The organism is Ruminiclostridium papyrosolvens DSM 2782, assembly GCF_029318685.1.
Classification (GTDB): Bacteria; Bacillota; Clostridia; order Acetivibrionales; family DSM-1351; genus Ruminiclostridium; species Ruminiclostridium papyrosolvens.
On the sequence record NZ_CP119677.1, the window covers coordinates 1759130 to 1782500 of the forward strand.

Genomic DNA, 23371 nt, shown 5'->3' on the forward strand with positions numbered 1-23371 from the left:
TTGGTTGACTATAACGAATATTCTATTCCGCTGCAATTAAAGCTATTATATGCACTATCAGCTGCAGCGGTTGTATTTGCAGTATCTTACATGTTTTACAGGAGCATTGTCATTTCAGTGATAATAAGCCCGTCAGGTATATGTTATTTGCGGTACAAAAGAAAACAGATAATATATAAAAGAAAAAGAGAACTTAATTTGCAATTTAAAGATTTACTCATATCTCTTGCATCATCCTTATCAGCAGGAAAACCTTTGGAAAAGTCTTTTGTAGGAGCACTTTCAGACCTTTATGTTTTATATCCCAGTGATGATGCACACATAGTCAGAGAAACGAAGATAATTATAAATAAGCTGTCTCTGAATGTAAGTATCGAGGATGCAATTTCAGAGTTTGCAGACCGTTCTGATATAGATGACATAAAAAACTTCTCAGATGTAATTATAATATGCAAAAGGACTGGTGGGAATCTGGTTGAAGCAATTAAGAATTCATCGAGAATAATAAGCGAAAAAATTGAAATGAAACAGGAAATAGAAACCTTACTTTCATCCAGAAGATTTGAACAGAAAATTTTAAATATTATGCCAATAGCAATGATTTTTATTTTATCAACAACTGCAGGAGAATATATAAAACCGGTATTTATTACTGTTACAGGTAGAATAGCTGTAACACTTTGTTTGGTTCTTCTTATAGTAGCATATTTGATTTCAAATAAAATAATGAATATAAAACTGTGAGGTGTTATGTCTAAATTATTGATTTTGACTGGAATTATTTTAGTTGTTTACATAATAACTTTTACTGTTATTTTAATTAAGTATTATTCTAATTACTCTAAATACTGTAGCGTATTAAAATCAAAGGAGTATCGCCTAAAAAGCTTGTTGCCCTTCGGTCTGTTTATATTGGATAAATCCAGATACTCCTTTAATTCTGCATATGACAGAAGGACTATAGGAAGGATTAGTGAAATATACGGACAGGAATATTCAGCTTTTTATATAAGAATATTTCATGCGAAAAAAATTGTACTATTGGCTTTAATTATTCCCGTTGAATTACTGGTGGGGATTTTATCTGATTATCAGGCTGCATTTAATATTTACATAACGTTTTTATTCGGTTTAATGTTAGTTCTGGATGATACCATATTAACCAATAAGGTTAAAAAACGTCGTTTGGAAATACAGTTGGAGTTTCCTGATTTTATAAATAAACTTACACTGTTACTTAATGCAGGATTGACAATGTCTAAGGCATGGGAAAAGATTTCTTTGGACAGCAAAAAAGTGTCTGCTTTCCATAAAGAAGTGAAAAAAACAGTAGCTCAGCTAAAAACAGGTGTAAGCGAAGCAGAGGCCTTTGGAGAATTTGCAAAAAGGCTAAAAACACCTGAAATATCTAGAGTTATGTCAATAATTATTCAAAATTCAAAAAAGGGAGGGTACGATCTTGTAATGACCTTGAAGCTTCAGTCTAATGAAAGCTGGGAAATTCGAAAAAACGCTGTAAGAAGACTTGGAGAGGAAGCCTCTACAAAGCTTTTGTTTCCTATGATGATAATGTTTTTTGCAATAATTATCATTGTAGTTACACCCGCATTAATTTCTATGCAGGGAATATCAAATTTTTAGAAAATTATTTATTAACGAATAAGGAGGATTTAAATGATTGCAGCATTAAAAAGATTTATAAGAGAAGAAGATGGTATGGGAACAGTTGAAGTTATTATTATCATTGCTGTTCTTGTGGGAGTGGCTCTGCTTTTTAGAAAACAGCTGATTACTTTTGTAAACGGAATAATAAAAAATTTGTTTCCTGATGCAGGCAAGCTTGAGGACAACAGAAATGGCGCTGATATAAAGCTTTTAGGTTAGGTATATCAATATGAAAAATACTAAAGGCAGTTTTACTGTTGAAGCTTCACTGGTTTTTTCTGTAGTTTTTCTTATGGTGTCTGCATTTGTACACCTATTTGTAATAATGTATCAATATGTAAATGTACAAAGCATAGCTGATGAAGCAGCAACTAAAGGGGCGTACTATTATGTTAATGAGACAGCAGAAAATTACAGTTCATATAAAATAAACGAACTGTACTGGAGAATTTACGATACAGATAAAGGCAAAAAGATAAATGCGATTAGTAATTATGTGAATAAATTATTGGACAAGTCTGTTTTTCCCGCAGAGAATAAAGTCTATGTAAGTACAAAAAACAAGATTCTCATGAAAAATATAAATATAGAAATTCAAGAGGAATACCCTCTCACGGTGGGCAACATGCTTGATATTTTTGGTCTTTCACCTGTACTAAGTCTTAGAGCTGTGTCTACTTCTCCAATGGATGACAATACAGAATTTATAAGAAATATGGATATTGTTAAAGACATACATAACTGTATTCAGAACAGGGATAGCAAGTGGATTGGAGAGGATACAAAGCCAGACGACATAATTAAAAAAATGTTGAAGAAAAAATAAAGGAGAAATTATGGTGGGCCATCATAAAACTAAAGGTGCAATAACAGTGTTTTTAAGCATAGTTTTGTCTGCTGTATTTCTGGTTATAGGAACATTCACTGAGGGAGCCAGACTAAGGCTCGCTCATTCACATGTGCAAAGGGCAAGTAAATCTGCCCTTTCCTCAGTACTTGCAAATTATAACAATGATTTAAAAGATGAGTATGGACTTTTTGGAGTTTATTTGGATGAGGACTCAATACTGGAAACCTTTGAAGATTATTTCAGCAAAAATCTCGGAATTGTTGGTGTGGGAAAATCCATGTATGATTTTTGCATAGATGATATTAAACTTGACAATCCATACAGTCTTGAGAATAAAGATGTATTCCATAAACAGATAATGGAGTTCATGAAGTACAGGGCACCTTTTGAATTGGCCACTGAACTTATTGAAAAGGTAAAAGGAATCAAGAATATTTCAAAAGGAGCAAATCTATACAGCCGGAAAATACAGACAGACAAGCAGGCAGCAGAAATAGGAGAAATACAGCTTTTACTTGAGAACAAAACACAGAGAATAAATGACAAAAATTTGCCGGTTCAACTATCAAAGCTTAAAAATGATTACAAAAAACAAAATGAAGTTCTAAATGAAAAAAATATAAGTCTACAAAACATCGAAATTGCTTTTACAGGTGAAACAGATATAAAGAAAAAAGAGGATATAGGTAAATTGCTCCAAAATATACGGGAGGAGATACAAAGTGTAAATATCAAAAAAAATAATATTAAAAGCAATATTCTTGAGGAAGTAAATGTATTCAAATCATTAAATTCCGAAGCTTTAAAAGAAGTTGATACTATCGCTGCGAAGACAAAAGGTCTTTGTGACAGGATTAACGGGGAAATGAAACAACTTGAAGAAAATGAGGAAGAAATCCCTGAACTTCAAAATTCATATAAAGACAGTATGAAGGAGATTAAAAGCTACGTGGTGCAAGACAATTCAAAGATTCTTTTAGAGAACTTCAATCAGAATATAGAAAATTGCAATAAAATATTAAACTCTGTGGAGAGGGAAGAAGAATTTCTGAATTCACTTGATAAATTTTCAACTACACATATGGAAAAGTACTCCTTTGGCAGAACACAAACTTCCAATTCACAGGATAAGGACAACCGTAAAATAGCCTCAAAATTGCTAAAGGAAGCTTTTGATATGGAGGAAGCTTCAATAAAAATACCTCAGAACCTGTTAGAAAACCTGCCTTCAAAAAAATCAGGTTCCCAGGATGAACCCCAAGTTAGAACTTGGGATAGAATGGACTTTGAAGATGAAAGCTGTGCCCTTGATAATTTTAACTATATAGCAGATAAAGATAATATTTTAGGTAATATAATTAATAAAGTATCAGAGGAGCTTTTCTTTAACGAGTACATTATGGGAACTTTTAAACATGGAGTACCCATTTTGAAAGGCCAGACAGAGAAAGATGCTTACAATTTAAGGTCAAGAGAAAAATCAAAGAGAACATCGTTTTTTACAAACTTTGAGGTGGAATACATAATAAACGGTAATAAAGATGAAGCAGTAAATTCAAGATTAACAAAATCAGAAATATTGGCTATAAGGCTTATCGCAAATGCTCTAAACATATATTCTGACAAATCAAAAACTGCAAGGGCTACAAGTCTGGCAGCAGCATTAAGTGCTTGGTGTGCCGGTCTGTCAACACCACTGATTCAGACAATGCTGATTTTTTCATGGGCTACTTTTGAGTCACTGTATGATATTAATGTACTTGAAAAAGGGGGAAAAGTCCCGCTATTTAAGACTAATGACCAATGGGTGACTGATATTTCAGGAGCTGTAGGAAAAAGAGAGGCAAACAAATCAGAAAATGACAACTTGTGCCTTAGTTATCAGGATTACTTAAAAATATTTCTTGTGACTATGAATAAAGACAAAAAGCTTACCAGAGTGCAAGACCTTGTCCAGTTAAACAATAATGTTAAATCTCAGGGATTTCTACTGGAGGATTGTAAGGTGTTTCTTAAAGCTGATACAACGGTTTCCATAAAACATATCTTTGTTTCATTTCCAATGTTTACTGCTGATTCCAGAAGAAATATCAGCCGCTCATATATTAATGAAAGTATGTACCTTGGCTATTAAAGGGGGCTTTATATGTGAAAAGAAAGGACTTGGGGGAAAAAGGGTCTATAACAGTAGAAGCTGCAATATGTTTACCATTTTTTATTATTGTTGTAGTTTCATTTGTTTTTTTAATAAAAGTATATTTAGCACATGAGATAGTTCAACATGCTTTAACAGGGGCTTGTAACGAAATGAGCGTGTACGGTCTCATGTATTATAGTACAGATGCAGAGGAGTTGGTAGGGGGATTGGAGAAATTCTTAGATTCCGAAAAAGTAAGCAATGCACTTGAACATACGGGATTACTACCGTATGTTCAGGAATTCGGAAAGAACACCACGGATTACCTCAGGGCGCAGGCTGTATTGGTTCCAATTTCAAAAATTCTTGTAAGAGAATATCTTGGTAATTCATTATATAAAGCAGATTTAAGACTGAAACATTTAAACATCTCTAAAGGGTTTGAGGGGCTTAATTTTACTCACAGCAGAATGCTCGCTGATGGTAAAAGTATAGATATTGTTGCCCAATATCAGTTGGAGTTTCCGTTTCTTGCAAAATTGCTGCCCGCGATTAAAATAACTCAGACCTCTTCCGCTTGTATTTGGGCAGGGGAAGAGGGAGTAAATTCATTAAAAGGTGACAGTGAAGAGACTGAACAATGTGTCTGGAATTTGGATAAGATTAAAAGAGGCCGGGAAATACGAAGACTTCAGGGAGCAAATTTACCCTTCAATTTTCCTGTAATATCAAAGTATGAAAATGGATTAGCCGCCAGTATTAAAAGCCTTAATCTTGATGAAGTATATTACCATAACACGGTTAATCTTCAGAATAAGATAAAGGGGTATATCAGAAAACTTCAGGAGTTTAATGGTGGGAAAAGCGGTTCAGTCACAATAGATGGCAGCCAAGTATATAGAAAAGAGCTGATATTGGTGGTACCTGAAACAGATATTACCGGTCCGCAGCTTAGAACCCTCAATAATTGTGTAGATATTGCAAAAGAGAATGGCATTAGTTTAAAAATAGTAAAGGCTTACGGTAAACAAAATAATGCAAAAAATGGAGAGGACAATGGAAAGAGTACTTGAGAAAAAGAATATAAACTTAAGAAAATTAACAGCGGCTATAATCTGTATTGTTGTATGGACAGCAGGGACTATTAAAACAGCCGGTTTTTTGAATATGTCAAAGATGGCGGCTGCTATAGAGGTACTATTGATTGTACAGCTTTTGGCAGCACTCTGGGATATAAACGACATGACAATCCCATTAAAAATCACTGTCCCTGCACTGTCAGCCGGCGTAGGTATTGTGGCCTTAACAGGGCGATTTTCGGAAGGAATGGCAGCTTCAATTGTTGCATTTATACTTATGAAACTTTTGACTATCATTTCTCGAAATCAGGTTGGGGGAGGAGATATTGCGATTATGACTGTAACGGGACTTTATACTGGAATAAGTACTTTGATTTCCATACTGTTTACTGCCGTAACTTTAGCCGGGATATTTTCCACAATTTTTATTCTTTGCGGGAAAGCCCATAAGAAAACGGAGATACCCTTTGCTCCGTTTATACTTTCTGCAACAGTAATGTTGATTTTAATAGGTTATGTACAGTACATATAAATAAATAAAAAATGTCGGGGTGATGTAAATTGATAGATATGCTTGAAGAAAATTATGACATTCAATATGAGAATGATTCAATATCAAATTATCTGGTATTAAGGTTAAAAAGATGCAGAGAATTAATAGACTATCAGGTTCAAATGTTGCTGAATAACAAGATACAAGGGCTTCTAGGCTTTCATGTAAATTATGTTGGCAATCAAATAAATTGCTTTTATGATATTACCTCAAAGTGTACCCTTGTTAACATAATGAATCGAAAAAGGTATAACCGTAATGAATTTTTGATTACAATGTTAATGATTGCAAAAAGTATAATAGGAATTAAGAATTATTTATTAAATGATAACAACATAGTATTGGATGAAAATAATATTTATGTAGACCCGGAAACAATGAATTTATTTTTTGTATATTTACCATTTGAAAACAATACAAACGACATCAAAACCTTTTTGCTTAATATAATTATTAAACTAGCCAAATTTCAAGAGGAAGACTGCGACAATTATATTCAAAAAATTCTGGAAAACATAAAAAGTGAAATGTTTAATCTAATTCGTCTGAAAGAACTATTGGAAAATCTCTTGGGACAGGACATAAAAAGAAATATACCCAATACAAGCCCTGTTATTACAGAAAAGAAGACAGCCGAAAAGTCAAAACCTCAAATCAAAAGAGGCGAGATCAAAATACCAAATCTGCCATCAAAAGAAAGTTCCGGCACAAACGTAGACATAAAGTCTAAAGCTTCTTTAAAAGTATTCAATAAAATAAGTCTTACCCCAATAGTTCTTCAGCCGGTAGTTTTAGTTATTCTTATTTTTGTTTTATCAAGTAAGTTCGTAAGAATGTCAGAGAATCCTAAAACTACTGCAATAATTTTAGCATTAATCCTTATTGGAATAGATATTTTAGCTATCAGAATTTTGAGTGAAAAGAAAACAGAAAGTTCAGAAGACTATAAACCTTTAAAGTACATTACTGAAAAAATGCGTGAAGACGATAAAAAGGTTCAGGAAATGCATAATAATAAAGAAAACTGTAGTGGAGGTGAAACGGTTATTCTTACCCAAAACAGACCTCACGACACGCCATACATGCAAGAACGAGAGGGCGAGGACATAATAAAAGTTGACAAAAACAGTATATTAGTTGGCAGGATGGGAAGTTTTGTAGACCATATAATAGATAATAATGCCGTGGGAAAGGTTCATGCAGAAATTTTACACGAAGATGATTCATACTTTATTATGGATTGTAGTTCACGAAACGGAACTTATTTGAATGACGATAGAATAAAGCCTAATACAAAGGTAAAAGTTAACAATAATGATGTTATACGATTTGCGAACAAGGAGTTTACTTTTATAATTCCATTTTAGTAGTTTATAATTAACATTAAAGAAGTTGGTATTACATGATTAAATACATTATTCTTTTTATAGTGTTACTGTTTTCAGTATTAAGTGACATAAGAACATCAAAAATCAGAAATATATATACGGTATCCGCTATTATTGCCGGGATAGGGATTAATACTTATTTTTCAGGAATATATGGGTTCAAGGAAAGTATAAAAGGTAGCATTGTTCCTGTATTGATATTGGGGGTATTCTTTTGTGCAAGACTCATAGGAGCGGGGGACATAAAGCTGTACTCAAGCGTTGGAGCTGTTTTGGGCATAGACTTTGTAATTATGGCAGCGGCATACTCCTTCTTGGTTTGCGGCTTATATTCGTTGGCAATATTGTGTATAAAGAGGAGAGTTTTAAGCACATTGGTTCCATTTTTTTCGGAAATTAAAATATGTTTTATTACACAGAGCCTTTCTGTTTTTGAAAACAAAACAACCCGTACAGTTGTCAGAATGTCTCCTGCAATTGCAGCGGGCTGCATATTTCAGATAGTATTAACTTTGTAATGAGGAAAAATTGCTGCAGTCTCCGCAAAGTTGGATTAGTTCAGAGTATTTTTCTTCGGCATCTTTGTAACCTTCAACATAGAGCTTTTTCAGATTTTCAGGATTTCTTTCAAACCTTGAGATTTCAATTGGTTTCTTCGGTCTGATAATCACGGCTTTATTTTCTTCTTCCAACTTTTCAGCCAACTTTACGCTTTCATTATAGTAAATATGCCTGTTCTTAATTGTTTGTGAAAGATTAGGGTAATTTTTGAGCTTAAATTTATACATTGGATAAAATTTATTTGGTTTCTTCTCATAACCCTTGTGCCGTGTGAGAATAACAACATGTTTGTCAAATCCGTTATGGACAGAATAGTGAATGGGAATAGAGTCAGAAGGGCCTCCGTCAACCAGTTTTCTTCCTGCGGCTTCAACTATGGGAGAAACCAAAGGAATTGAGCTGGAAGCCCTTACATAGACATCATCAACTCTCATATCTTTTACGGGAGCATAGTAACTCTTACCTGTTTCACAATCTGTAGCTACAACTGTAAGGTTGCAATCGGAGTTTTTAAATTTATCGTAATCAAAGGGAATAAGCTTATTAGGAATATCATCAAAAAGAAAGTCCATATTAAAAATAGAACCTCTTGTAAAAAGACCCTTAATACTTAGATAACGATCATCGTTGCAATATCCGGCATTAATCTCAAGATTTCTGCCACGCTGTCCTGTAATGTATGAAACGGAGTTGCAGGCTCCTGCTGATACTCCTACGATATCCTTAAAAAACATTTTATGGTCAAGAAAGCAGTCCAAAACGCCTGCGGTATATAATCCACGCATACCGCCACCTTCAAGGACTAAATTTACTTTATTCATTATTACGTTACTCTCCTTTACTTCCATGCTGTTTTAATGAATTATAACTCTTTTGTCTGAAGGATTCAATGGAGCAAATTTAGTTTTTTATAGAATCATAATAAATGTACCGAGTGTTATAAAAATTCCTCCTAGGACAGTTTTAAATGTTATGGCTTCGTGTAATATAACAAATGCAAGCACTATACTTATTACTACACTGAATTTGTCAACAGGGACTACTTTTGAAGCTTCACCTATTTGCAGAGCATAATAATAAAACAGCCAGGAAAGGCCAGTGGCTATTCCAGATAAAACAAGAAACAACCAGCTTTTAATGCTAATGTTTGTAATACCGTGGTGTGATCCCGTTATAAATACAAGACCCCAAGCAACAACCAATACAACTATGGTTCTTATAGCAGTTGCAAGATTAGAGTTTATCCCTGTTATACCAATTTTAGCAAGAATTGATGTAAGTGCAGCAAAGAACGCTGACAAAAGAGCAAATGTAAACCACATATTTTTACCTCCTTTAAACGTAAGTCATTCGCCTCCCAAAATGTACTTTAAAAATATTAACTGATATAATAAATATAAAGTAAGTTTATTAAAAAAGTTTAATATTTACAAGGTTTTAGGAAATTTATAGGAGGGTTATAGTATGAAATCTTTCAGAAAAGAGTTGTTTTTTAATACACCACGCAGAAGAGGCTACATAAATATAACACATCAGGTTCAACAGTGTATTGTCGAAAGCGGTATTAAAGAGGGTATGGTTTTGGTTAACGCAATGAATATAACTGCAAGTGTATTTATAAACGATGACGAAGCCGGGCTTCATGCTGATTTTGAAAAATGGCTTGAAAAACTGGCACCTGAAAAACCCTATAGTCAATACAATCATAACGGTTATGAGGACAATGCCGATGCACATTTGAAAAGACAAATAATGGGCAGGGAAGCGGTTATAGCAATTACTAACGGCAAGTTGGATTTTGGAACCTGGGAACAGGTCTTTTATGGCGAGTATGATGGCAAAAGAGAAAAAAGGGTGCTTATAAAAATTATCGGGGAATAAAAAACATTTGAACGGGACATTTATAATATATGTTTAATTCATAGAGGTAAAATAATGCTGAATCAGGAAATTAAAGAACTTCTTACCCAATGTGGAATTGAAAGAGAAATGCAGGAATTGGAAGACTGCTTTTCCGAATATTCTTCAAGATTTATTTACAAGATGTATCCAATGCCGGAAAATACCACAAACCTGTTGGGCAGAAACAGTATGCATTATATTCAAATGGCATTGTGCAGGTCGAAATTACTGGCTGAAGGTGTAATAACCTCACTTAATGCAAAAAATGTACTGCTGGCAATGCTTTCTGCCAGAGCACATTTGGAGGTAACAGGGGCTTTAGCTTTTTTCTTTAGGAAACTTCACAATTATTATAGTAACGTTATACCCTACGAAATTCTCAATAAAGCTCTACAAAGGTTAATACTGGGCAGTAAATCTTTTGAACTGTCCGGTAGTGCTCCTGCACCTGTAAATGTAATGACACTAATAGATGCGGCTGACGAGTACCTTGGCAAAAAAGAAAAAAGGGATATAAAGAATTTCAGAGAGAATTATAATTATTTATCAGAATACTGTCATCCGGATTTTTTTGGTATAACTATGCAAAGTCATATTGATAACACGGGAATAACAACATACAGTTTTTTTAATCATTTAAAAGAACAGGACTTTACGTTTTTAAAGAGTCTTTTGATAAGCTTATCCACGTTCTTTTTCCTATATGACAGTATTCTTGAACTGCTTAAGCAAAATGAGAAACTACCGGAATATGAATGACATTTACTTAAAAGGTTAAGGTTATTTCTTTAATATCGGTATCCAGTTTTCTGAATATAACACCTGCTTTTTCAAACATTCTTTTAGAAGCTTTTACATTATCTATATCAGCATATTTATCGCTCAAATAGATTACTTCCTTTATACCTGATTGAATTATAGCCTTAGCACATTCATTGCAGAGAAATAGAGCCGTATAAATTTTACTGCCATCAAGTGAAACTCCTCTGTTATTTGGAATTGCATTAAGTTCTGCATGTACAACATAAGGGTATTTGGTACAAAGGGTATCTCCTTTGGATTAGTTTGTAATTAATTATACAATAATTGTGAACTGGAAGGTAAGAGGGTTAATTTATACCGGTAATGTGGACAAAGTAGGTCTTGTACGCATTATTAGTCCATGGTGTAAACCACGAGTCTTCGGTATGTTCAGCTATTACAGGCTCATATCTGATTTTTGCACTATTGTAAATCATTCCAACAATAACGGCTGCATGGGATATAGCTGATTTGTTTTTCCAGTGATACTGAATAATATCGCCTGGAATTACATATTCCCCTATTGAGGCGTCATATTGATTATCTCCAATAATTACTTTCTGAGTGGCTTTTGGACCAAATTCATTATTTTTATAGTTACCGGACAGAGTGCTGTTAAGTCCTCTGGAAGTACTCCAAGTCCAAGAATAATCATCATTGGTGGTTGCCAGAGCTGCTTTTCTATAATAGTACCATTGGAAAGCTCCTGCTTTGTCATTGGCAGCACCTCCGGCTCTTAAACATTGAGAAACAAAGTTAGTACAGTCTCCGCCTTTCCATTTTTCATCACCGAAATTCAGGTATTCCTTTGAGTAATTGTTCCAGTGACTGGATGCCCAGTTATAAGCTTCATCCCTGTTATATTCATTACTTGTTCGGGAGCTTTTCCATTTTGGTGCCACAGGGAACAGTTTGGAAGGTTTGCTTTTTTTAGCATTATCCAAAAAAATTTTTGCTTCGGTTTTTAGTGCGAGAATCTGCTCATTTAATGCATAGAGGCTATCTCTGAATAGTTCGTCAGAGTTCCCTTTTTTTGTTTGAAACTTATCCTGTGTAATTTTCCAGACACCTTTGTCCATAGATAGTAATAATGAATGCTTCTCTGCTTTATTGCCATTGATAGGATTACCAAAAGGATTTGCAGCATTCCATAAAATATCTGCCGTCAGGGTCGCCTTAATGTGTGCAGAAGTACCATCAAAAAGTGCTTCATTTATTTGGACCTTGGGATTAACCTTTTGTATTACATAGTCGTTAGAAGCATAAGGAATTATATAATCCTCCAGTACATGTTTTTTTACAAAAATAAGATTCTTTTGAGAGGTCTCAGAATTATCGACAAAAAAATTATCCAAAGTATCAACATTATGGGAAACAGCAGACTGCATTTTGGCACATAAGAATTCTTTTGCTACTTGCTCTGCAAGGTTTATTTCTGTGGGATTAGCCTGTAGACTTATACCACCACATGAAATAAAAAGACTTAAAAAAATTACAGCTATAACCTTTTTTTTCATAAAAACTCCTGTTTTTGCTACTATTTTATGCAGATTGAATTTTTTGCCCATTTTGTTGTTTTTTGTTTTTGATTAATGAAATTATTAGTAATATCAATGGCAGTAATACTTGAGGCGGCAAGGAAATTAATGTTTCCGCAAAACTATGCTCCCAACTGTATAATTCCATGGCATTTGGAAATGCCCAGATAGATAGTGTAATTATAAGCAAACCAAAGGCAGGGACAAGGGGCTTATATTCTATGTTAAATATTTCAGCAGTTATTCTTGAAATTGCGTATAATGATACTAGAACCTTAATACCTCCGCCAATGAGAAGATTCATATCCACAAGAGGGTCAATGCTAATAGCAGGAATAAGCTGAGCTGCAATATGTGAAGGATATCTTACGTATTCAATGAGTGCCGGTCCTATTATTTGCAGGTTACGGGAGGAGATTACCAGAAGTATAAGTCCTGTAATGCCTGTTGCCCAATAAGTTGCTTTAAATCTCCCTTTTTCGCTGTTAGTGTACGGCAATATCATAAGAAAAACTATATAGTCTGCAAAAACAGAGCTAACCAAATCAACGGCACTTTTAATAACAGGAGGTATATCAATTAAAGATGGTTTAAGTCCTGTAAAATCAGTTACATTAAGCAATGAAAGAGTAACCACTGCAATTGCCATAGGAAGCAGGGGTACAAGAACTTCGCAGCTTTTTGCAATTACTGAAAGACCGCTTCTGGCTGCATATACTGCTATAATTATTAACACCAATACAATTACAACAATTGGTGTTTCTGGATAACTGACAGTTACCATAAATTCGCTAAATGCTTCAGTCTCCAATATTGCTGCATGTAAAAAATATAAGATATAAATAAGACATAAAATTTTTCCGGTTGTTTTGCCAAAACAATACTCAATTATTTCAACAAGGTTTTTCCCTTTGTTGACTTTTGATAGATATAATAGCATGGTAATAACTATAAATCCTCCCAGAGTTCCTAAAATTATTGCTAACCATGCATCTCTTTTCGCTCCTATAGCAGGGTTTGAAATTGTAGTACTTGCATGAAAATAACCGATGGCTATTACTGCAAGCTGAAAATTAGATAGTTTGACCTTGTTGATACTATTCACCTCCCAAACCAATGTTATAAAGTAAATCAGAAATAACTTCATAGGGACTTGGAGGTGCTTTTTTAGTAGAAATAAGAATACCTAGTATTAAAGAAATCCCAACAACCGTAAAATATACACCCATAACTTTACCCCTTGATGTGGATGCTAACAGTTCTTTTAGATTTATAAGTACAAGTATAAAAACACCAATAATTATTTTTAACAAGTAATTTCACCTTACCTAATCTTTATTGTTTTATTCAAAAGCCCGGTTCTGTTAATTTTTGCATCTACATTTACTTTTATTTTAATGGTAGGAAAAATTTTCTCACTCCAAACGCTTGTAACTTTTCTCCAATAATTCGGATATTTATCAAACACGTGAATTCCAAAGCCAAATATGTCACTTTTATATTCATTCTGACACTTAGCAATTGCACTGTAACATTCTTTTGTTATTTTTTCTTCAAGACAGTTAGTAAGAGATTTACATACTTTTTCGGCACTTTGCCCAGAATAACTATGCTGTTCACCAACATTGCCTTCAACTTTGATTTTAACGGAAACTTCTATAGGCTTATTATCTGAGACACTAACTTTAAATTTTGAAGATACCTTCATTAATTCAATTCCGATTATTTCTTTAGGATTATCAGTACTTTCAACCTCTACAATTGCTGACTTAACACGGCCTGTTAAAAACATATATCCGCGGGTTTCATACTTGTCAAGCCAACCAATCATTTTATCTTTCCGAAAAACGGCCAAGCCTTCAGTAGAAGTTAAGTCATCGGTTTTTTCTATAGTACCAATAGATAGCTCACGGCCTTCTGTTGATAATTCTCTTGCCATGCCCAGCAGTGGTATTTCTTTCGTAAATCCTCGGGATTTAGAATTCTTTATTGTTTCTCTTATATAACCGCCGGGAATTTTAGAAAGCTTGTACGCCTGTTCTACTATTTCTTTTGCAGTTGTCCCCTTGGCTACTACAACAAGAGACTTAAATTGAGTTTCATGGTCTCTTAAAATAAAATCTACGTAATCCTTAATTCCTGATTTAGCAAGTTCTTCACTATAAACTATAACTTGTGAAGAACTGTAAAATATCTTTTTATTTATTTTGGAAAGAAGGCTTCTTAAAGCTGCAAAAATAGTACGTTCTGTAGAACTGACAGTTACAAAGCTTTTCTCACCGCCACCGCCTCCACCGGAAACTCCTGCACCGGAACTGCTGACATCGACAGGCTTGATAATCTGTGCTGTTACCATTATTTTGCCATCCTCAGTCTGGTCAATTCCCATAGCTGTAAGAATAGACAATTCACTTAAATCCCTGTTGTTCCAGCAGCCTGTTGTTAAATACATAATCATACTCGTAGACAGCAAAAGCAGAATTATCTTTTTAATCATTTTTTACTCCCCCTTGGAGCAAAAGTTTTCCCTGTTGTACGTTTTCTATTCTGGTTTTGGGTTAGTGAACGGGGGCGGCTATGCATTGACCAAATAGGTGCAATTATAAAGGTATCCTTTAGGCTTTCTCCACGGAAAGGGGCAAATGGGGAGAGAATAGGCACAAAAAATGATTTCTTACCACAAAGGTAAATAGTAAACATATAGGTAACAAAGCCTATTCCCAATAACCCAAGAATATTGGCTGCTATTAATATAATAATTCTTAAAACCGAACCTATTTTCATAAGAGGAGGTACAATAAAACTGCAAATTCCTGCTAAAGCAGCAACAATAACCAACGGAGCAGAAGCTATACCTGCACTTACAGCAGCATCTCCCAGAACGATAGCTCCTACAATGCTGACTGCCTGACCTATAGCCCTTGGCATACGTAAACCGGCTTCACGAAGAATTTCAAAAGTAATTACCATAATTAAGGCTTCTATAAAAGACGAAAAGGGGATTCCTTCTCTGGTCGCTGCCATTGTCAGCATTAACTTAAAAGGTATTATGGTTTGGTGAAAGCTGGTAACCGCAACATATAAGCCGGGTAAGTATACTGATACAAAAAAAGACATTAATCTGAGTAACCTCATAAAGGACGCAAAATAGTATTCTCCGAAGTAATCCTCCTGAGCTTGAAAGCTCTCAATTATCAGAAAGGGAACCGTCAATACCGTAGGAGTTCCATCTGCTAAAATGGCAACTCTTCCTTCCAGAAGTTTAGCTGCAACCTTATCAGGCTTTTCACTGTTTCCCACCATAGGGAAAACAGGCATTTTGCCATCTTGTATAAATTGTTCCATATATCCGGTAGCAAGGATTGCATCAGTATTTATTCTGTTAAGACGGTTTTTTACTTCTTCAACAACTTCAGGTGCTGCTATACCTTGAATATAGCATATTGCTATATCAGTATTTGTTTGCTCGCCTAAAACGAGGCTTTCAACTTTAAATTTAGTATTTTTTATTCTTCTCCTAAGCAGAATCAAGTTTGTCTTGAGATTTTCTGAAAAGCCTTCTCTTGAGCCTTTAATACTAATCTCGGTATCTGGTTCGCTGACAGCCCTTTTTTCAGGAGATTTTAGTCCTATTTTAAAGGCCTTATCCTGTCCGTCAATGAATAAGACCACATCGCCAGTGAGAATACCGCTCAAACATTCTTTAAAGGAATATAAGTCTTTAACATCGCTAACACTTAATATACTCTCGCTTAAGAGTGTGAAAACAGATGAATAGTTTTTATCGCCTGAATAATTTATAATAGGTTCAATAATATTCTCTGCAAGGATTGCTTTGTCAAAAAAACCTTCTATAGAAGCTATGACAATTCTTGTATTCAGCGTTCCCAAATTTATTTCACGCAGATTAAAGTCACTGCACAGGGAAAATTCCTGATTCAGCATTCCTTTTACTTTCTCTATGGATTTAGGAATTTGAGTATTGCTTCTATTACTACTGTCTGCAGGTTTTTCTGTACCCTGAGTTTTTGCATTTTTAGGACCTTTGGTTTTAAAAAAATTAAACATTATATCACCCAAAATCATTGTCCCCAAATAAAATATTGTTATTCTATATGTATAAATACTGCTATTTTGGAAAATAATCCATAATAGGTTAATTTATTTAATAAGGAGTTTGCATATATGACCGAAAAAGACAATCAAAAGTCAGTAGATATTTGGATGTTCAAGATATTAACTATAGTTTTGGTATTGACAAGTACTTTACTTGCTTTTTTCTGTATCAGGGTAAACAATGTAGTTAACCAGTACAAAGAAAAATATAATAATGAATGTGCTCAATCCATGCTTATTATGAAATCGAATCAATCATTAACGACAAACACTAATAATTATAAATCTCAAAGTGATGAACTAGGTAAACTTAACAAAGAACTTAAGAAACAAAATGAAGAGATAAAAAAACAACTTGAAGATTTGAAAAAACAAAATAAGCAATTGGAGTCTACAAAGAGGGAACTGGCAGATGATAATCTTCAGCTTCAGAAATCACTTAAAAAGGCAGCAGCGGTAGGTGTAAAACCTCAATCATACAAGATTTACAGTGGTGATAATCTTGAAAATAACAGCAAAAAAAAGTATATTGGTAAATTTCTTGGTACGGCATACACTCCATGTGCTGAGGAATGTGGAAATAACAAGGGCATAACAAGCTCAGGTAAACCAATAGTACCGGGTGTATCCGTAGCAATAGATAAAACACATTGGCCTTATGGTACAATATTCTACATTAAGGGGCTGGGGTACACAATTGCTATGGACACGGGCAGTGCTATAAAAGGTAAAAACAGATTTGATTTTGCTGTATTGGATAAAAAGTTCGCATATGAGCTTGGACAACAATATTATGACGTGTACTTAGTAAAGATAGGAAACGGCAAGATTAATGAATCTATTATAACCAAATCGGCTTAAATAAAAGAATGTTAATAAAAATCAGGAAATATTGACTTATTTATAGAAATGGTATATACTAACAGTGGATTTAAGTCTAAAAATTAATAATTTATCGCTGAATTATAGCAGTTTGATTGCTATAAGCGGGGGAACCATTTAATGGGGTGAATCCTGGATTACCAGGTAGGGTTAGTCTCTTACAACCCGAATCCGGCAGCTAACTTCGTAAGCGTTGGGGAGAAAGTGAATTTTTACATTATGTAATTTTCTAACCAATGCTACAGTTTACCTGTAGCATTTTTAAGTTTATCCTTATTCATTTTCTTCAAAATTTAATTATTCAATTTTAATTCTTACTTATAATTTGAAAGGGAGGGGAACTTATTTGATGAAAGTTTGTATATCAGGCTTGGGCCGTACCGGAAAGGAAATTGCAAGGGCAATTTTAGCACAAAAAGAAATCCAGCTTGTTTCTGCTGTTTGCAGTCCGGGCAGTAAATCTTTAAATAAGGATTTGGGAGAAATTCTTGGAATGAATAAAACAGGAATTACGGTTACCGGATCTGATAAACTGGAGGAAGTAATATTCAGAAATAAACCGGATGTTGTTATTGATTTCTCAAATCCCAAATCAGCGTTGAAAAATGCTTTAATTTTCTCAAGATATAGGATAAATATTGTAGTGGGAACTACAGGATTCTCAGATTATCAGCTTAAGAAGCTCTATGTAATTTGCAGAAAGTTCAAAAACGGCATTGTTTATGCACCAAACATAACTATGGGTGTAAATGTTCTGATGCTTCTGTCAAATCTAACAGCAAGTTTGCTAAGCAGCTATGATTTTCAGATAACAGAGTTGCATCATAAAAACAAATTGGATTCACCATCGGGAACAGCTAAAAAAATAGCCGGTGAAATTCAGAGCGGTCTTTTAAATAAAGGGGTGGTGGTGTCACATAAAGACATCCCCATAAATTCTGTAAGGGCCGGAGGGGTAATAGGAAAGCATGAAGTAATGATTGTAGGTCAGGAAGACAAAATAGAAATCAGTCATGAGTCTTTTTCAAGAAAGGCTTTTGCACAGGGAGCAGTAAGTGCTGCGAAATTTATTCATAAGAAATCAGGGTACTATGAAATGAAGGATGTCCTTGATTTGGAAAAAGTATTAAAAACGTATATTGAAAATAATAACAAGTGGTCTTCAAAGCGCCACAACAAATATAATGCCAGACCGGCTTCAAATTAGAAAAAACAAGAACCCTGCTACTACTGGGTTCTTGTTTTTTTTGCTCTAAACATAAATTTAAAAAGATTTTTTATTATCAGTACGAGTTCGATGATTACAAGAATACTTACAATCGCCATTAAATCCCTGTTTTCAGTAATAATATCTTTTATTTTTGTTCTGTAATCCTCTGGCGCTGAAACAGTCTTATCCGCGTATAAATTAACTTCTATTACAGTACTGTCGTTAAGCGTGTATTTTAAGACACCTGCTATAGTTTCCGTATTAACCGGAAGTTTTAACTTTTCATTTTTTAAAAAGCTTATATTTTTAATAAAACTGTCTCCTACGGGATAAGTGTAATAAACATCAATTTTACTTACCAAATCAACCTTAACATTATCTACTTCTATGCTTCTTTGAGGTATATTTTTTGGAACCAGTACTCCTGTATAAAATTTGGAAAATCCATAATCAAAAAGTTTTGCAGTCTCGGAAAAAGCATTTTCTTTACTGTTATTGAATACCACGGCAATAAGACGTTTATCATTTTGAAAAGCTGTAGTAACAGCGGAAAAGCTCTGAGGATTTGTGTTTGCGCCTAATTTTCCGCCGTCGACTCCTTTATAACTCCAAAAAAGTGTATTTTGGTTTGTTAGTATTGAAGAATCATTTCCATTGAGCCAACCAAAACCTCTGGCTCCAAATATTACGTTAAAAGTATTATTTGATATTGCTGCCTTTATAAGTAAGGCAATGTCATTGGCAGAAGTATATTGTGATTTCTCATAAAGTCCTGTTGGATTTACAAAATATGTATCCTTTAAAGAAAGCTCCTTAGCTTTCGTGTTCATATATCTGACAAATTTCTGAATATCACCGTCACCTACGTACTCGGCAAGTGCTACAGCGGCGTCATTCCCCTGTGAAAGCATTACGGCATAAAGCAAATCTTCAACAGTATATTGGTTTCCTACCACAAGATTGAGGCCATTAAAACTGGCGGCATTTTTACTTATTGTAACCTTAGCATTTAAATCAGTTTTCTCAATGGTAACAAGCGCAGTCATAAGTTTACACATAACTGAGGGGGATAAGTGCTTATAAGCATTTTTTCCAAAAAGAACTTGTCCCCTTACGGTATCCATTAGAACAACGGAGCTGGAAGTAAGGCTTTCAGCCGGCGTCCATGCAAAGACCGGGAAACTGTTTAATACTAATATCATTGTCACTATAACTGAAATTATTTTTTTATTCATTAATTTCACCTGCCAGTAATTATTTGGTTGCTTATATATAATGATAGAACATAGGGACTCAATTAACAAGGCAAAAATCAATAAACTAAAGTTAAAAATAGATTACAAAATTTACAATTATTAATAAAGTTATTCAAGAAATGAAAACAGTGCATATAAGTAACCTCAAAATAAAATAATACATTTAAACCTAAGCATAATTTATATACAAAGGAGCTTAAAATTGGGAATTGTAAAAAGACTAAGAAAATACATTATATATGAAAAAAAAAGCATAAAAAATGATTTTGAGTTGAAGGAAACCAAGTCAGTAAATTGTGGCAAGGCAAAAAATGCCTCTTCTATGGATAGATTTGATAGTGAAGAGTTAAAGGATTACTTTGAAAAATGCCCTGATAAGGATGAATATCTTGAAGAGCACGTTTCGGATGAAATAGATAATAATAAAAGAATTATGAAAAAAATATATAACATACCTGAAAACAGTGACATTATTTACAGGGAGTTCAATATTTCGGTACAAGATGAGAATTATCAGGCTTTCATTGTTTTTATTGACGGAATGACGGACAGCAGTATTATAAGCAATAATATTCTTAAGCCTTTAATGATTTTATCAAACTTTGATATAAAGCAAGAGGTAAAGGATGCAGGAGAATTTATATTCAACAGACTTATACCTTTTAATCAGTTAAAAAAGGTCAATAACTTTAAAGATATTGTAAGCAATATAAATTTTGGCGGGTGTGCTATATTTGTGAATGGATTGGAGTATGCATACACAGCGGACACTAAGAAGTGGGAACACAGAGCTGTGGGAGAGCCAAATTCGGAAACTGTCATAAGAGGGCCACAGGAAGCTTTTAATGAGCAAATAAGGGCAAATACAGCACTTCTGAGAAAAATATTAAAGGATAAAGACTTGACTATCAAGGGGCTTACTATAGGTAAGAGAAGCAATACTCCTTGTGCTGTCATGTATATTCGTGATATTGCAAATGAATCCCTTGTACAGGAAGTATTAAAAAGAGTTAAAAGTATAAAAGTTGATTATATATTTGATTCCGGGGAATTGGAGCAACTATTGGAAGACAGCACTTTTCTGACAGCACCACAGATATTTGCAACTGAAAGACCTGATACTGTTGCAAGAATGCTGGCCCAAGGTAACATAGCCGTTATATTGGACGGAAGTCCTTATGTACTTGTAATGCCTGCAACAATTACGGAATTCCTTAGTACACCTGAAGATATAAATATAAGATTTCCTTATGTAAATTTTATACGAATGATAAGAATAATAGGCGTTATCATAGCACTTTTATTGCCCGGGCTGTATATAGCGGTAACGAATTATCATCAGGAAATGATTCCAACTAATCTTTTGTTTGCAATTGAGGCTTCGAGAGAAATAGTTCCCTTTCCGACAGTAATTGAAATAATAGTAATGGAATTTTCATTTGAGCTTATAAGAGAAGCAGGTATCAGAGTGCCGGGAGCCATCGGCTCTACAATAGGCATTGTGGGGGGCTTGATTTTAGGTCAGGCGGCGGTTACTGCCAATCTTGTAAGTCCAATACTCATAATAGTAGTAGCTATTACAGCACTTGGCTCCTTTTCAATACCCAGTTTCTCTATGTCCTTTTCCATAAGGATAATTAGATTTGCTTATATTATATTAGGCTCCATAGCGGGATTTTTTGGAATAGGATTAGGACTGCTGTTGAATTCTCTGCTCCTTGCATCGTCAAAATCTTTCGGAGTACCTTTTCTCACACCTTTTGGGCCTATTACAAACGGAAAATATTCTGACAAAATAATGAGAAAACCTATGTGGAAGCAGGAAAAAAGACCTGACTATCTTAATACCAAGGACATTATAAAACAGCCTGAAGTAAGCAGAGGATGGACTCACAGTGATAAAGGTGAGGAGGGAGGTGAGGATAATGAGAAATAAAGAGGGATTTGGTTCATGGGAATCAATCTGTTTATTGATAAATATGATTTTTGTTCAGGCAATATTATATTTTCCAAAAGATGCTGCAGGTATGGGGGGGAGTGCAGGATGGATTATACCTATAGCAGTAACCATAATGGCGTATATCTACTTTGCCATAGCCACCGGATTTTATAGACAGCATGGAAGCCTTGGTTTACTTGAGATATGTGAAAAGTCAGCGGGAAAAGTATTTAAAATAATTGTAGGGCTTTTAGCAGCATTATTACTTATGCTGTTTGAAGTGTCTCTTTTAGGTGAGTATGCTCATTCGCTGAAAATAGTATCACTTGATAAATCTCCATTAGCATATATCCTCATTCTTTTTTTGGTGGGAATGATTGCGGCTGCATACTACGGAATAGAAGTTATTGCACGCATAAGTGCTTTTATAGTACCCATATGCATTTTAGGCTTTATATTAATAACAATAGGCGTTATCCCGGAATATCATATAGATAACTTATTCCCGATTTTAGGAAAAGGTGTTAATTCACTAATAAGCGGCAGTACTGTAAGCTTGCATATATTTTCCCCGCTGCTGCTAATATTTTTTTTGATACCGTTTTTTAAGAGAAGGAATCTAAAACGTGTAGGCTATTTATCAATAACCATATCAGGATTAATACTGTTTTGGGCAACGTTATCCTTTTTATTAATTTATCCCTACGAAATGGCAGCCGGTAAAAAGATACCTATATTTCAGATGGCGAGACTTATTGAAGTTGGAAATTATATACAAAGAGTAGAATCGGTATTTGTTTTGGTATTTTCATTAGCATCAATATTATATATGGGGGCCTTGTTTTCTTTCATAATCCATATAATTGCCAAAACGCTGGATTTGGACAGACATCAGCCAATTATATTGCCAATGGCAGTAATATTATACACTATGACATTTTATAAGAGAGGACTTCCTTTTCATATACCGGGCAACCAAATGGCAAACATACTTTGGATTTTAGCACTTTTACTGCCAATTATTGTTCTGATTATAGGCTCTATAAAAAAAGTAACTTATGAAAATGAGGGAGGGCAAGACTGTGAGTAAAATAGCCAAACTCTTTTGCAGCATTTTATGCATATCAATAATTGCGACAGCATTGACAGGCTGCTATGATAACAGAGAAATTGAAGACTTAGCTTATGTAGTAGCAATCGGGATAGATGAAGCTGATAACAATATGTTTAATCTTACCTTTCAGAGTGCCGTGCCAAAATCAATTGCTACAGGAGAAGGGGAAACAACGGATATAAAAACCTTCAAGACTGATAATTTCATTTCAGGCTTCAGAAAAACCGGAAGGTATCTAAGTAAAAAAATAAATTTGTCTCATACAAAAATAATTGTGGTTTCTGAAAAAATAGCAGAAAGAGGACTACTTCCATTTCTGAATGGTCTACAAAACTACATGGAGCTTCGTCCTAACGTAAATATTATTGTTTCTGCAAGCG

24 protein-coding genes, 1 pseudogene and 1 riboswitch (1 of these 26 only partly in view) are annotated in these 23371 nt (G+C 34.3%); of the genes and pseudogenes, 16 read left to right on the plus strand and 9 right to left on the minus strand.

What is annotated here, in order from left to right:
• From P0092_RS07825 to P0092_RS07865, 9 genes are read left to right on the plus strand one after another with little or no spacing between them, the layout of a single operon-like run.
• Entirely contained in the window at window positions 1–744 is a 744-nt protein-coding gene (locus tag P0092_RS07825; protein WP_004622640.1) for a type II secretion system F family protein, read from the plus strand.
• 6 nt (window positions 745–750) lie between these two features.
• The gene (locus tag P0092_RS07830) at window positions 751–1641 is read left to right on the plus strand and encodes a type II secretion system F family protein (protein ID WP_004622641.1); all 891 of its coding nucleotides are present in this window, start codon (window positions 751–753) and stop codon (window positions 1639–1641) included.
• Between the two features lie 33 nt (window positions 1642–1674).
• Entirely contained in the window at window positions 1675–1884 is a 210-nt protein-coding gene (locus tag P0092_RS07835) for a Flp1 family type IVb pilin (protein WP_004622642.1), read from the plus strand.
• A 10-nt stretch (window positions 1885–1894) separates the two neighbouring features.
• Window positions 1895–2491, plus strand: a complete 597-nt coding sequence (locus P0092_RS07840) for a TadE/TadG family type IV pilus assembly protein (protein WP_004622643.1) — start codon at window positions 1895–1897, stop codon at window positions 2489–2491.
• Window positions 2492–2501: 10 nt separating this feature from the next.
• Window positions 2502–4649, plus strand: a complete 2148-nt coding sequence (locus P0092_RS07845) for a DUF5702 domain-containing protein (protein WP_004622644.1) — start codon at window positions 2502–2504, stop codon at window positions 4647–4649.
• Between the two features lie 14 nt (window positions 4650–4663).
• The gene (locus P0092_RS07850; RefSeq protein ID WP_004622645.1) at window positions 4664–5725 is read left to right on the plus strand and encodes an endonuclease toxin domain-containing protein; all 1062 of its coding nucleotides are present in this window, start codon (window positions 4664–4666) and stop codon (window positions 5723–5725) included.
• Entirely contained in the window at window positions 5709–6263 is a 555-nt protein-coding gene (locus P0092_RS07855) for a prepilin peptidase (protein ID WP_004622646.1), read from the plus strand. Before P0092_RS07850 ends, P0092_RS07855 begins: the two co-directional genes overlap by 17 nt.
• Window positions 6264–6301: 38 nt before the next feature.
• Complete coding sequence (locus tag P0092_RS07860; protein WP_004622647.1) at window positions 6302–7651, plus strand: DUF6382 domain-containing protein; 1350 nt, start codon at window positions 6302–6304, stop codon at window positions 7649–7651.
• 35 nt (window positions 7652–7686) lie between these two features.
• The gene (locus P0092_RS07865) at window positions 7687–8190 is read left to right on the plus strand and encodes an A24 family peptidase (RefSeq protein WP_004622648.1); all 504 of its coding nucleotides are present in this window, start codon (window positions 7687–7689) and stop codon (window positions 8188–8190) included.
• On the opposite strand, the gene P0092_RS07870 is transcribed toward P0092_RS07865, so the two are convergent.
• Both P0092_RS07870 and P0092_RS07875 read right to left on the minus strand, forming a co-directional pair.
• The gene (locus tag P0092_RS07870; protein WP_004622649.1) at window positions 8179–9054 is read right to left on the minus strand and encodes a patatin-like phospholipase family protein; all 876 of its coding nucleotides are present in this window, start codon (window positions 9052–9054) and stop codon (window positions 8179–8181) included. The two genes, P0092_RS07865 and P0092_RS07870, sit on opposite strands and share 12 nt — an antisense overlap.
• Before the next feature lie 87 nt (window positions 9055–9141).
• Window positions 9142–9555, minus strand: coding sequence for an EamA family transporter (locus tag P0092_RS07875; RefSeq protein ID WP_004622650.1), 414 nt, complete (start codon window positions 9553–9555; stop codon window positions 9142–9144).
• Between the two features lie 142 nt (window positions 9556–9697).
• Between P0092_RS07875 and P0092_RS07880 the strand changes: the two genes are divergently transcribed.
• Together P0092_RS07880 and P0092_RS07885 are read left to right on the plus strand one after the other, a co-directional pair.
• Entirely contained in the window at window positions 9698–10114 is a 417-nt protein-coding gene (locus P0092_RS07880) for a secondary thiamine-phosphate synthase enzyme YjbQ (protein WP_004622651.1), read from the plus strand.
• A 54-nt stretch (window positions 10115–10168) separates the two neighbouring features.
• Window positions 10169–10894, plus strand: a complete 726-nt coding sequence (locus P0092_RS07885) for a hypothetical protein (RefSeq protein WP_004622652.1) — start codon at window positions 10169–10171, stop codon at window positions 10892–10894.
• A 7-nt stretch (window positions 10895–10901) separates the two neighbouring features.
• Here P0092_RS07885 and P0092_RS07890 read toward each other — a convergent pair.
• The 6 genes and pseudogenes from P0092_RS07890 to P0092_RS07915 all read right to left on the minus strand — a co-directional run.
• Window positions 10902–11192, minus strand: a pseudogene (locus tag P0092_RS07890) (deoxycytidylate deaminase); the annotation flags it as partial.
• A 52-nt stretch (window positions 11193–11244) separates the two neighbouring features.
• Window positions 11245–12453: an amidase domain-containing protein gene (locus P0092_RS07895; RefSeq protein WP_004622653.1), complete on the minus strand. Its 1209-nt coding sequence runs from the start codon at window positions 12451–12453 to the stop codon at window positions 11245–11247.
• Between the two features lie 25 nt (window positions 12454–12478).
• Window positions 12479–13579 carry a GerAB/ArcD/ProY family transporter gene (locus P0092_RS07900; RefSeq protein WP_004622654.1) on the minus strand — a complete coding sequence of 367 codons (1101 nt, stop codon included), beginning with the start codon at window positions 13577–13579 and terminating at the stop codon, window positions 12479–12481.
• Complete coding sequence (locus P0092_RS07905; RefSeq protein WP_004622655.1) at window positions 13572–13787, minus strand: hypothetical protein; 216 nt, start codon at window positions 13785–13787, stop codon at window positions 13572–13574. The genes P0092_RS07900 and P0092_RS07905 overlap by 8 nt, the downstream gene beginning before the upstream one ends.
• Window positions 13788–13798: 11 nt before the next feature.
• Window positions 13799–14971, minus strand: coding sequence for a Ger(x)C family spore germination protein (locus P0092_RS07910; protein ID WP_004622656.1), 1173 nt, complete (start codon window positions 14969–14971; stop codon window positions 13799–13801).
• Window positions 14968–16554 carry a spore germination protein gene (locus P0092_RS07915; protein WP_004622657.1) on the minus strand — a complete coding sequence of 529 codons (1587 nt, stop codon included), beginning with the start codon at window positions 16552–16554 and terminating at the stop codon, window positions 14968–14970. Before P0092_RS07915 ends, P0092_RS07910 begins: the two co-directional genes overlap by 4 nt.
• A 105-nt stretch (window positions 16555–16659) precedes the next feature.
• On the opposite strand from P0092_RS07915, the gene P0092_RS07920 reads away from it, so the two are divergent.
• Together P0092_RS07920 and dapB are read left to right on the plus strand one after the other, a co-directional pair.
• A complete protein-coding gene (locus tag P0092_RS07920) occupies window positions 16660–17451 on the plus strand; it encodes a 3D domain-containing protein (protein WP_004622658.1) in 792 nt (263 codons plus the stop codon).
• 85 nt (window positions 17452–17536) lie between these two features.
• A riboswitch (cyclic di-AMP (ydaO/yuaA leader) is annotated at window positions 17537–17680 on the plus strand.
• A 141-nt stretch (window positions 17681–17821) separates the two neighbouring features.
• Window positions 17822–18679 (plus strand): 4-hydroxy-tetrahydrodipicolinate reductase, encoded by an 858-nt coding sequence (dapB, locus tag P0092_RS07925; RefSeq protein WP_004622659.1) that lies wholly within the window; start codon window positions 17822–17824, stop codon window positions 18677–18679.
• Window positions 18680–18699: 20 nt separating this feature from the next.
• Here the strand turns inward: dapB and P0092_RS07930 are convergent, their stop codons facing one another.
• Window positions 18700–19917: a D-alanyl-D-alanine carboxypeptidase family protein gene (locus P0092_RS07930; protein ID WP_004622660.1), complete on the minus strand. Its 1218-nt coding sequence runs from the start codon at window positions 19915–19917 to the stop codon at window positions 18700–18702.
• Window positions 19918–20140: 223 nt separating this feature from the next.
• Between P0092_RS07930 and P0092_RS07935 the strand changes: the two genes are divergently transcribed.
• The 3 genes in view from P0092_RS07935 to P0092_RS07945 are tightly spaced (each overlapping or abutting the next) and all read left to right on the plus strand, a layout consistent with a single transcriptional unit that may run on beyond the window.
• Window positions 20141–21874: a spore germination protein gene (locus tag P0092_RS07935; RefSeq protein WP_004622661.1), complete on the plus strand. Its 1734-nt coding sequence runs from the start codon at window positions 20141–20143 to the stop codon at window positions 21872–21874.
• Window positions 21864–22967 carry a GerAB/ArcD/ProY family transporter gene (locus P0092_RS07940; RefSeq protein ID WP_004622662.1) on the plus strand — a complete coding sequence of 368 codons (1104 nt, stop codon included), beginning with the start codon at window positions 21864–21866 and terminating at the stop codon, window positions 22965–22967. The genes P0092_RS07935 and P0092_RS07940 overlap by 11 nt, the downstream gene beginning before the upstream one ends.
• Window positions 22960–23371 carry the start of a Ger(x)C family spore germination protein gene (locus P0092_RS07945; protein WP_004622663.1) on the plus strand. Its footprint extends 770 nt past the window's final position, so 412 of the gene's 1182 nt are visible here — the first part of the coding sequence; its start codon is at window positions 22960–22962; its stop codon lies off the right edge, out of view. Before P0092_RS07940 ends, P0092_RS07945 begins: the two co-directional genes overlap by 8 nt.

What these genes read in the sequence shown, in the direction of transcription:
- P0092_RS07830 (WP_004622641.1), top strand. Translation starts at nt 751, where the DNA reads ATGTCTAAATTATTGATTTTGACTGGAATTATTTTAGTTGTTTACATA.
- P0092_RS07835 (WP_004622642.1), top strand. Translation starts at nt 1,675, where the DNA reads ATGATTGCAGCATTAAAAAGATTTATAAGAGAAGAAGATGGTATGGGA.
- P0092_RS07840 (WP_004622643.1), top strand. Translation starts at nt 1,895, where the DNA reads ATGAAAAATACTAAAGGCAGTTTTACTGTTGAAGCTTCACTGGTTTTT.
- P0092_RS07845 (WP_004622644.1), top strand. Translation starts at nt 2,502, where the DNA reads ATGGTGGGCCATCATAAAACTAAAGGTGCAATAACAGTGTTTTTAAGC.
- P0092_RS07855 (WP_004622646.1), top strand. Translation starts at nt 5,709, where the DNA reads ATGGAAAGAGTACTTGAGAAAAAGAATATAAACTTAAGAAAATTAACA.
- P0092_RS07860 (WP_004622647.1), top strand. Translation starts at nt 6,302, where the DNA reads ATGCTTGAAGAAAATTATGACATTCAATATGAGAATGATTCAATATCA.
- P0092_RS07865 (WP_004622648.1), top strand. Translation starts at nt 7,687, where the DNA reads ATGATTAAATACATTATTCTTTTTATAGTGTTACTGTTTTCAGTATTA.
- P0092_RS07870 (WP_004622649.1), bottom strand. Translation starts at nt 9,054, where the DNA reads ATGAATAAAGTAAATTTAGTCCTTGAAGGTGGCGGTATGCGTGGATTA.
- P0092_RS07875 (WP_004622650.1), bottom strand. Translation starts at nt 9,555, where the DNA reads ATGTGGTTTACATTTGCTCTTTTGTCAGCGTTCTTTGCTGCACTTACA.
- P0092_RS07880 (WP_004622651.1), top strand. Translation starts at nt 9,698, where the DNA reads ATGAAATCTTTCAGAAAAGAGTTGTTTTTTAATACACCACGCAGAAGA.
- P0092_RS07885 (WP_004622652.1), top strand. Translation starts at nt 10,169, where the DNA reads ATGCTGAATCAGGAAATTAAAGAACTTCTTACCCAATGTGGAATTGAA.
- P0092_RS07895 (WP_004622653.1), bottom strand. Translation starts at nt 12,453, where the DNA reads ATGAAAAAAAAGGTTATAGCTGTAATTTTTTTAAGTCTTTTTATTTCA.
- P0092_RS07910 (WP_004622656.1), bottom strand. Translation starts at nt 14,971, where the DNA reads ATGATTAAAAAGATAATTCTGCTTTTGCTGTCTACGAGTATGATTATG.
- P0092_RS07920 (WP_004622658.1), top strand. Translation starts at nt 16,660, where the DNA reads ATGACCGAAAAAGACAATCAAAAGTCAGTAGATATTTGGATGTTCAAG.
- dapB (WP_004622659.1), top strand. Translation starts at nt 17,822, where the DNA reads ATGAAAGTTTGTATATCAGGCTTGGGCCGTACCGGAAAGGAAATTGCA.
- P0092_RS07930 (WP_004622660.1), bottom strand. Translation starts at nt 19,917, where the DNA reads ATGAATAAAAAAATAATTTCAGTTATAGTGACAATGATATTAGTATTA.
- P0092_RS07940 (WP_004622662.1), top strand. Translation starts at nt 21,864, where the DNA reads ATGAGAAATAAAGAGGGATTTGGTTCATGGGAATCAATCTGTTTATTG.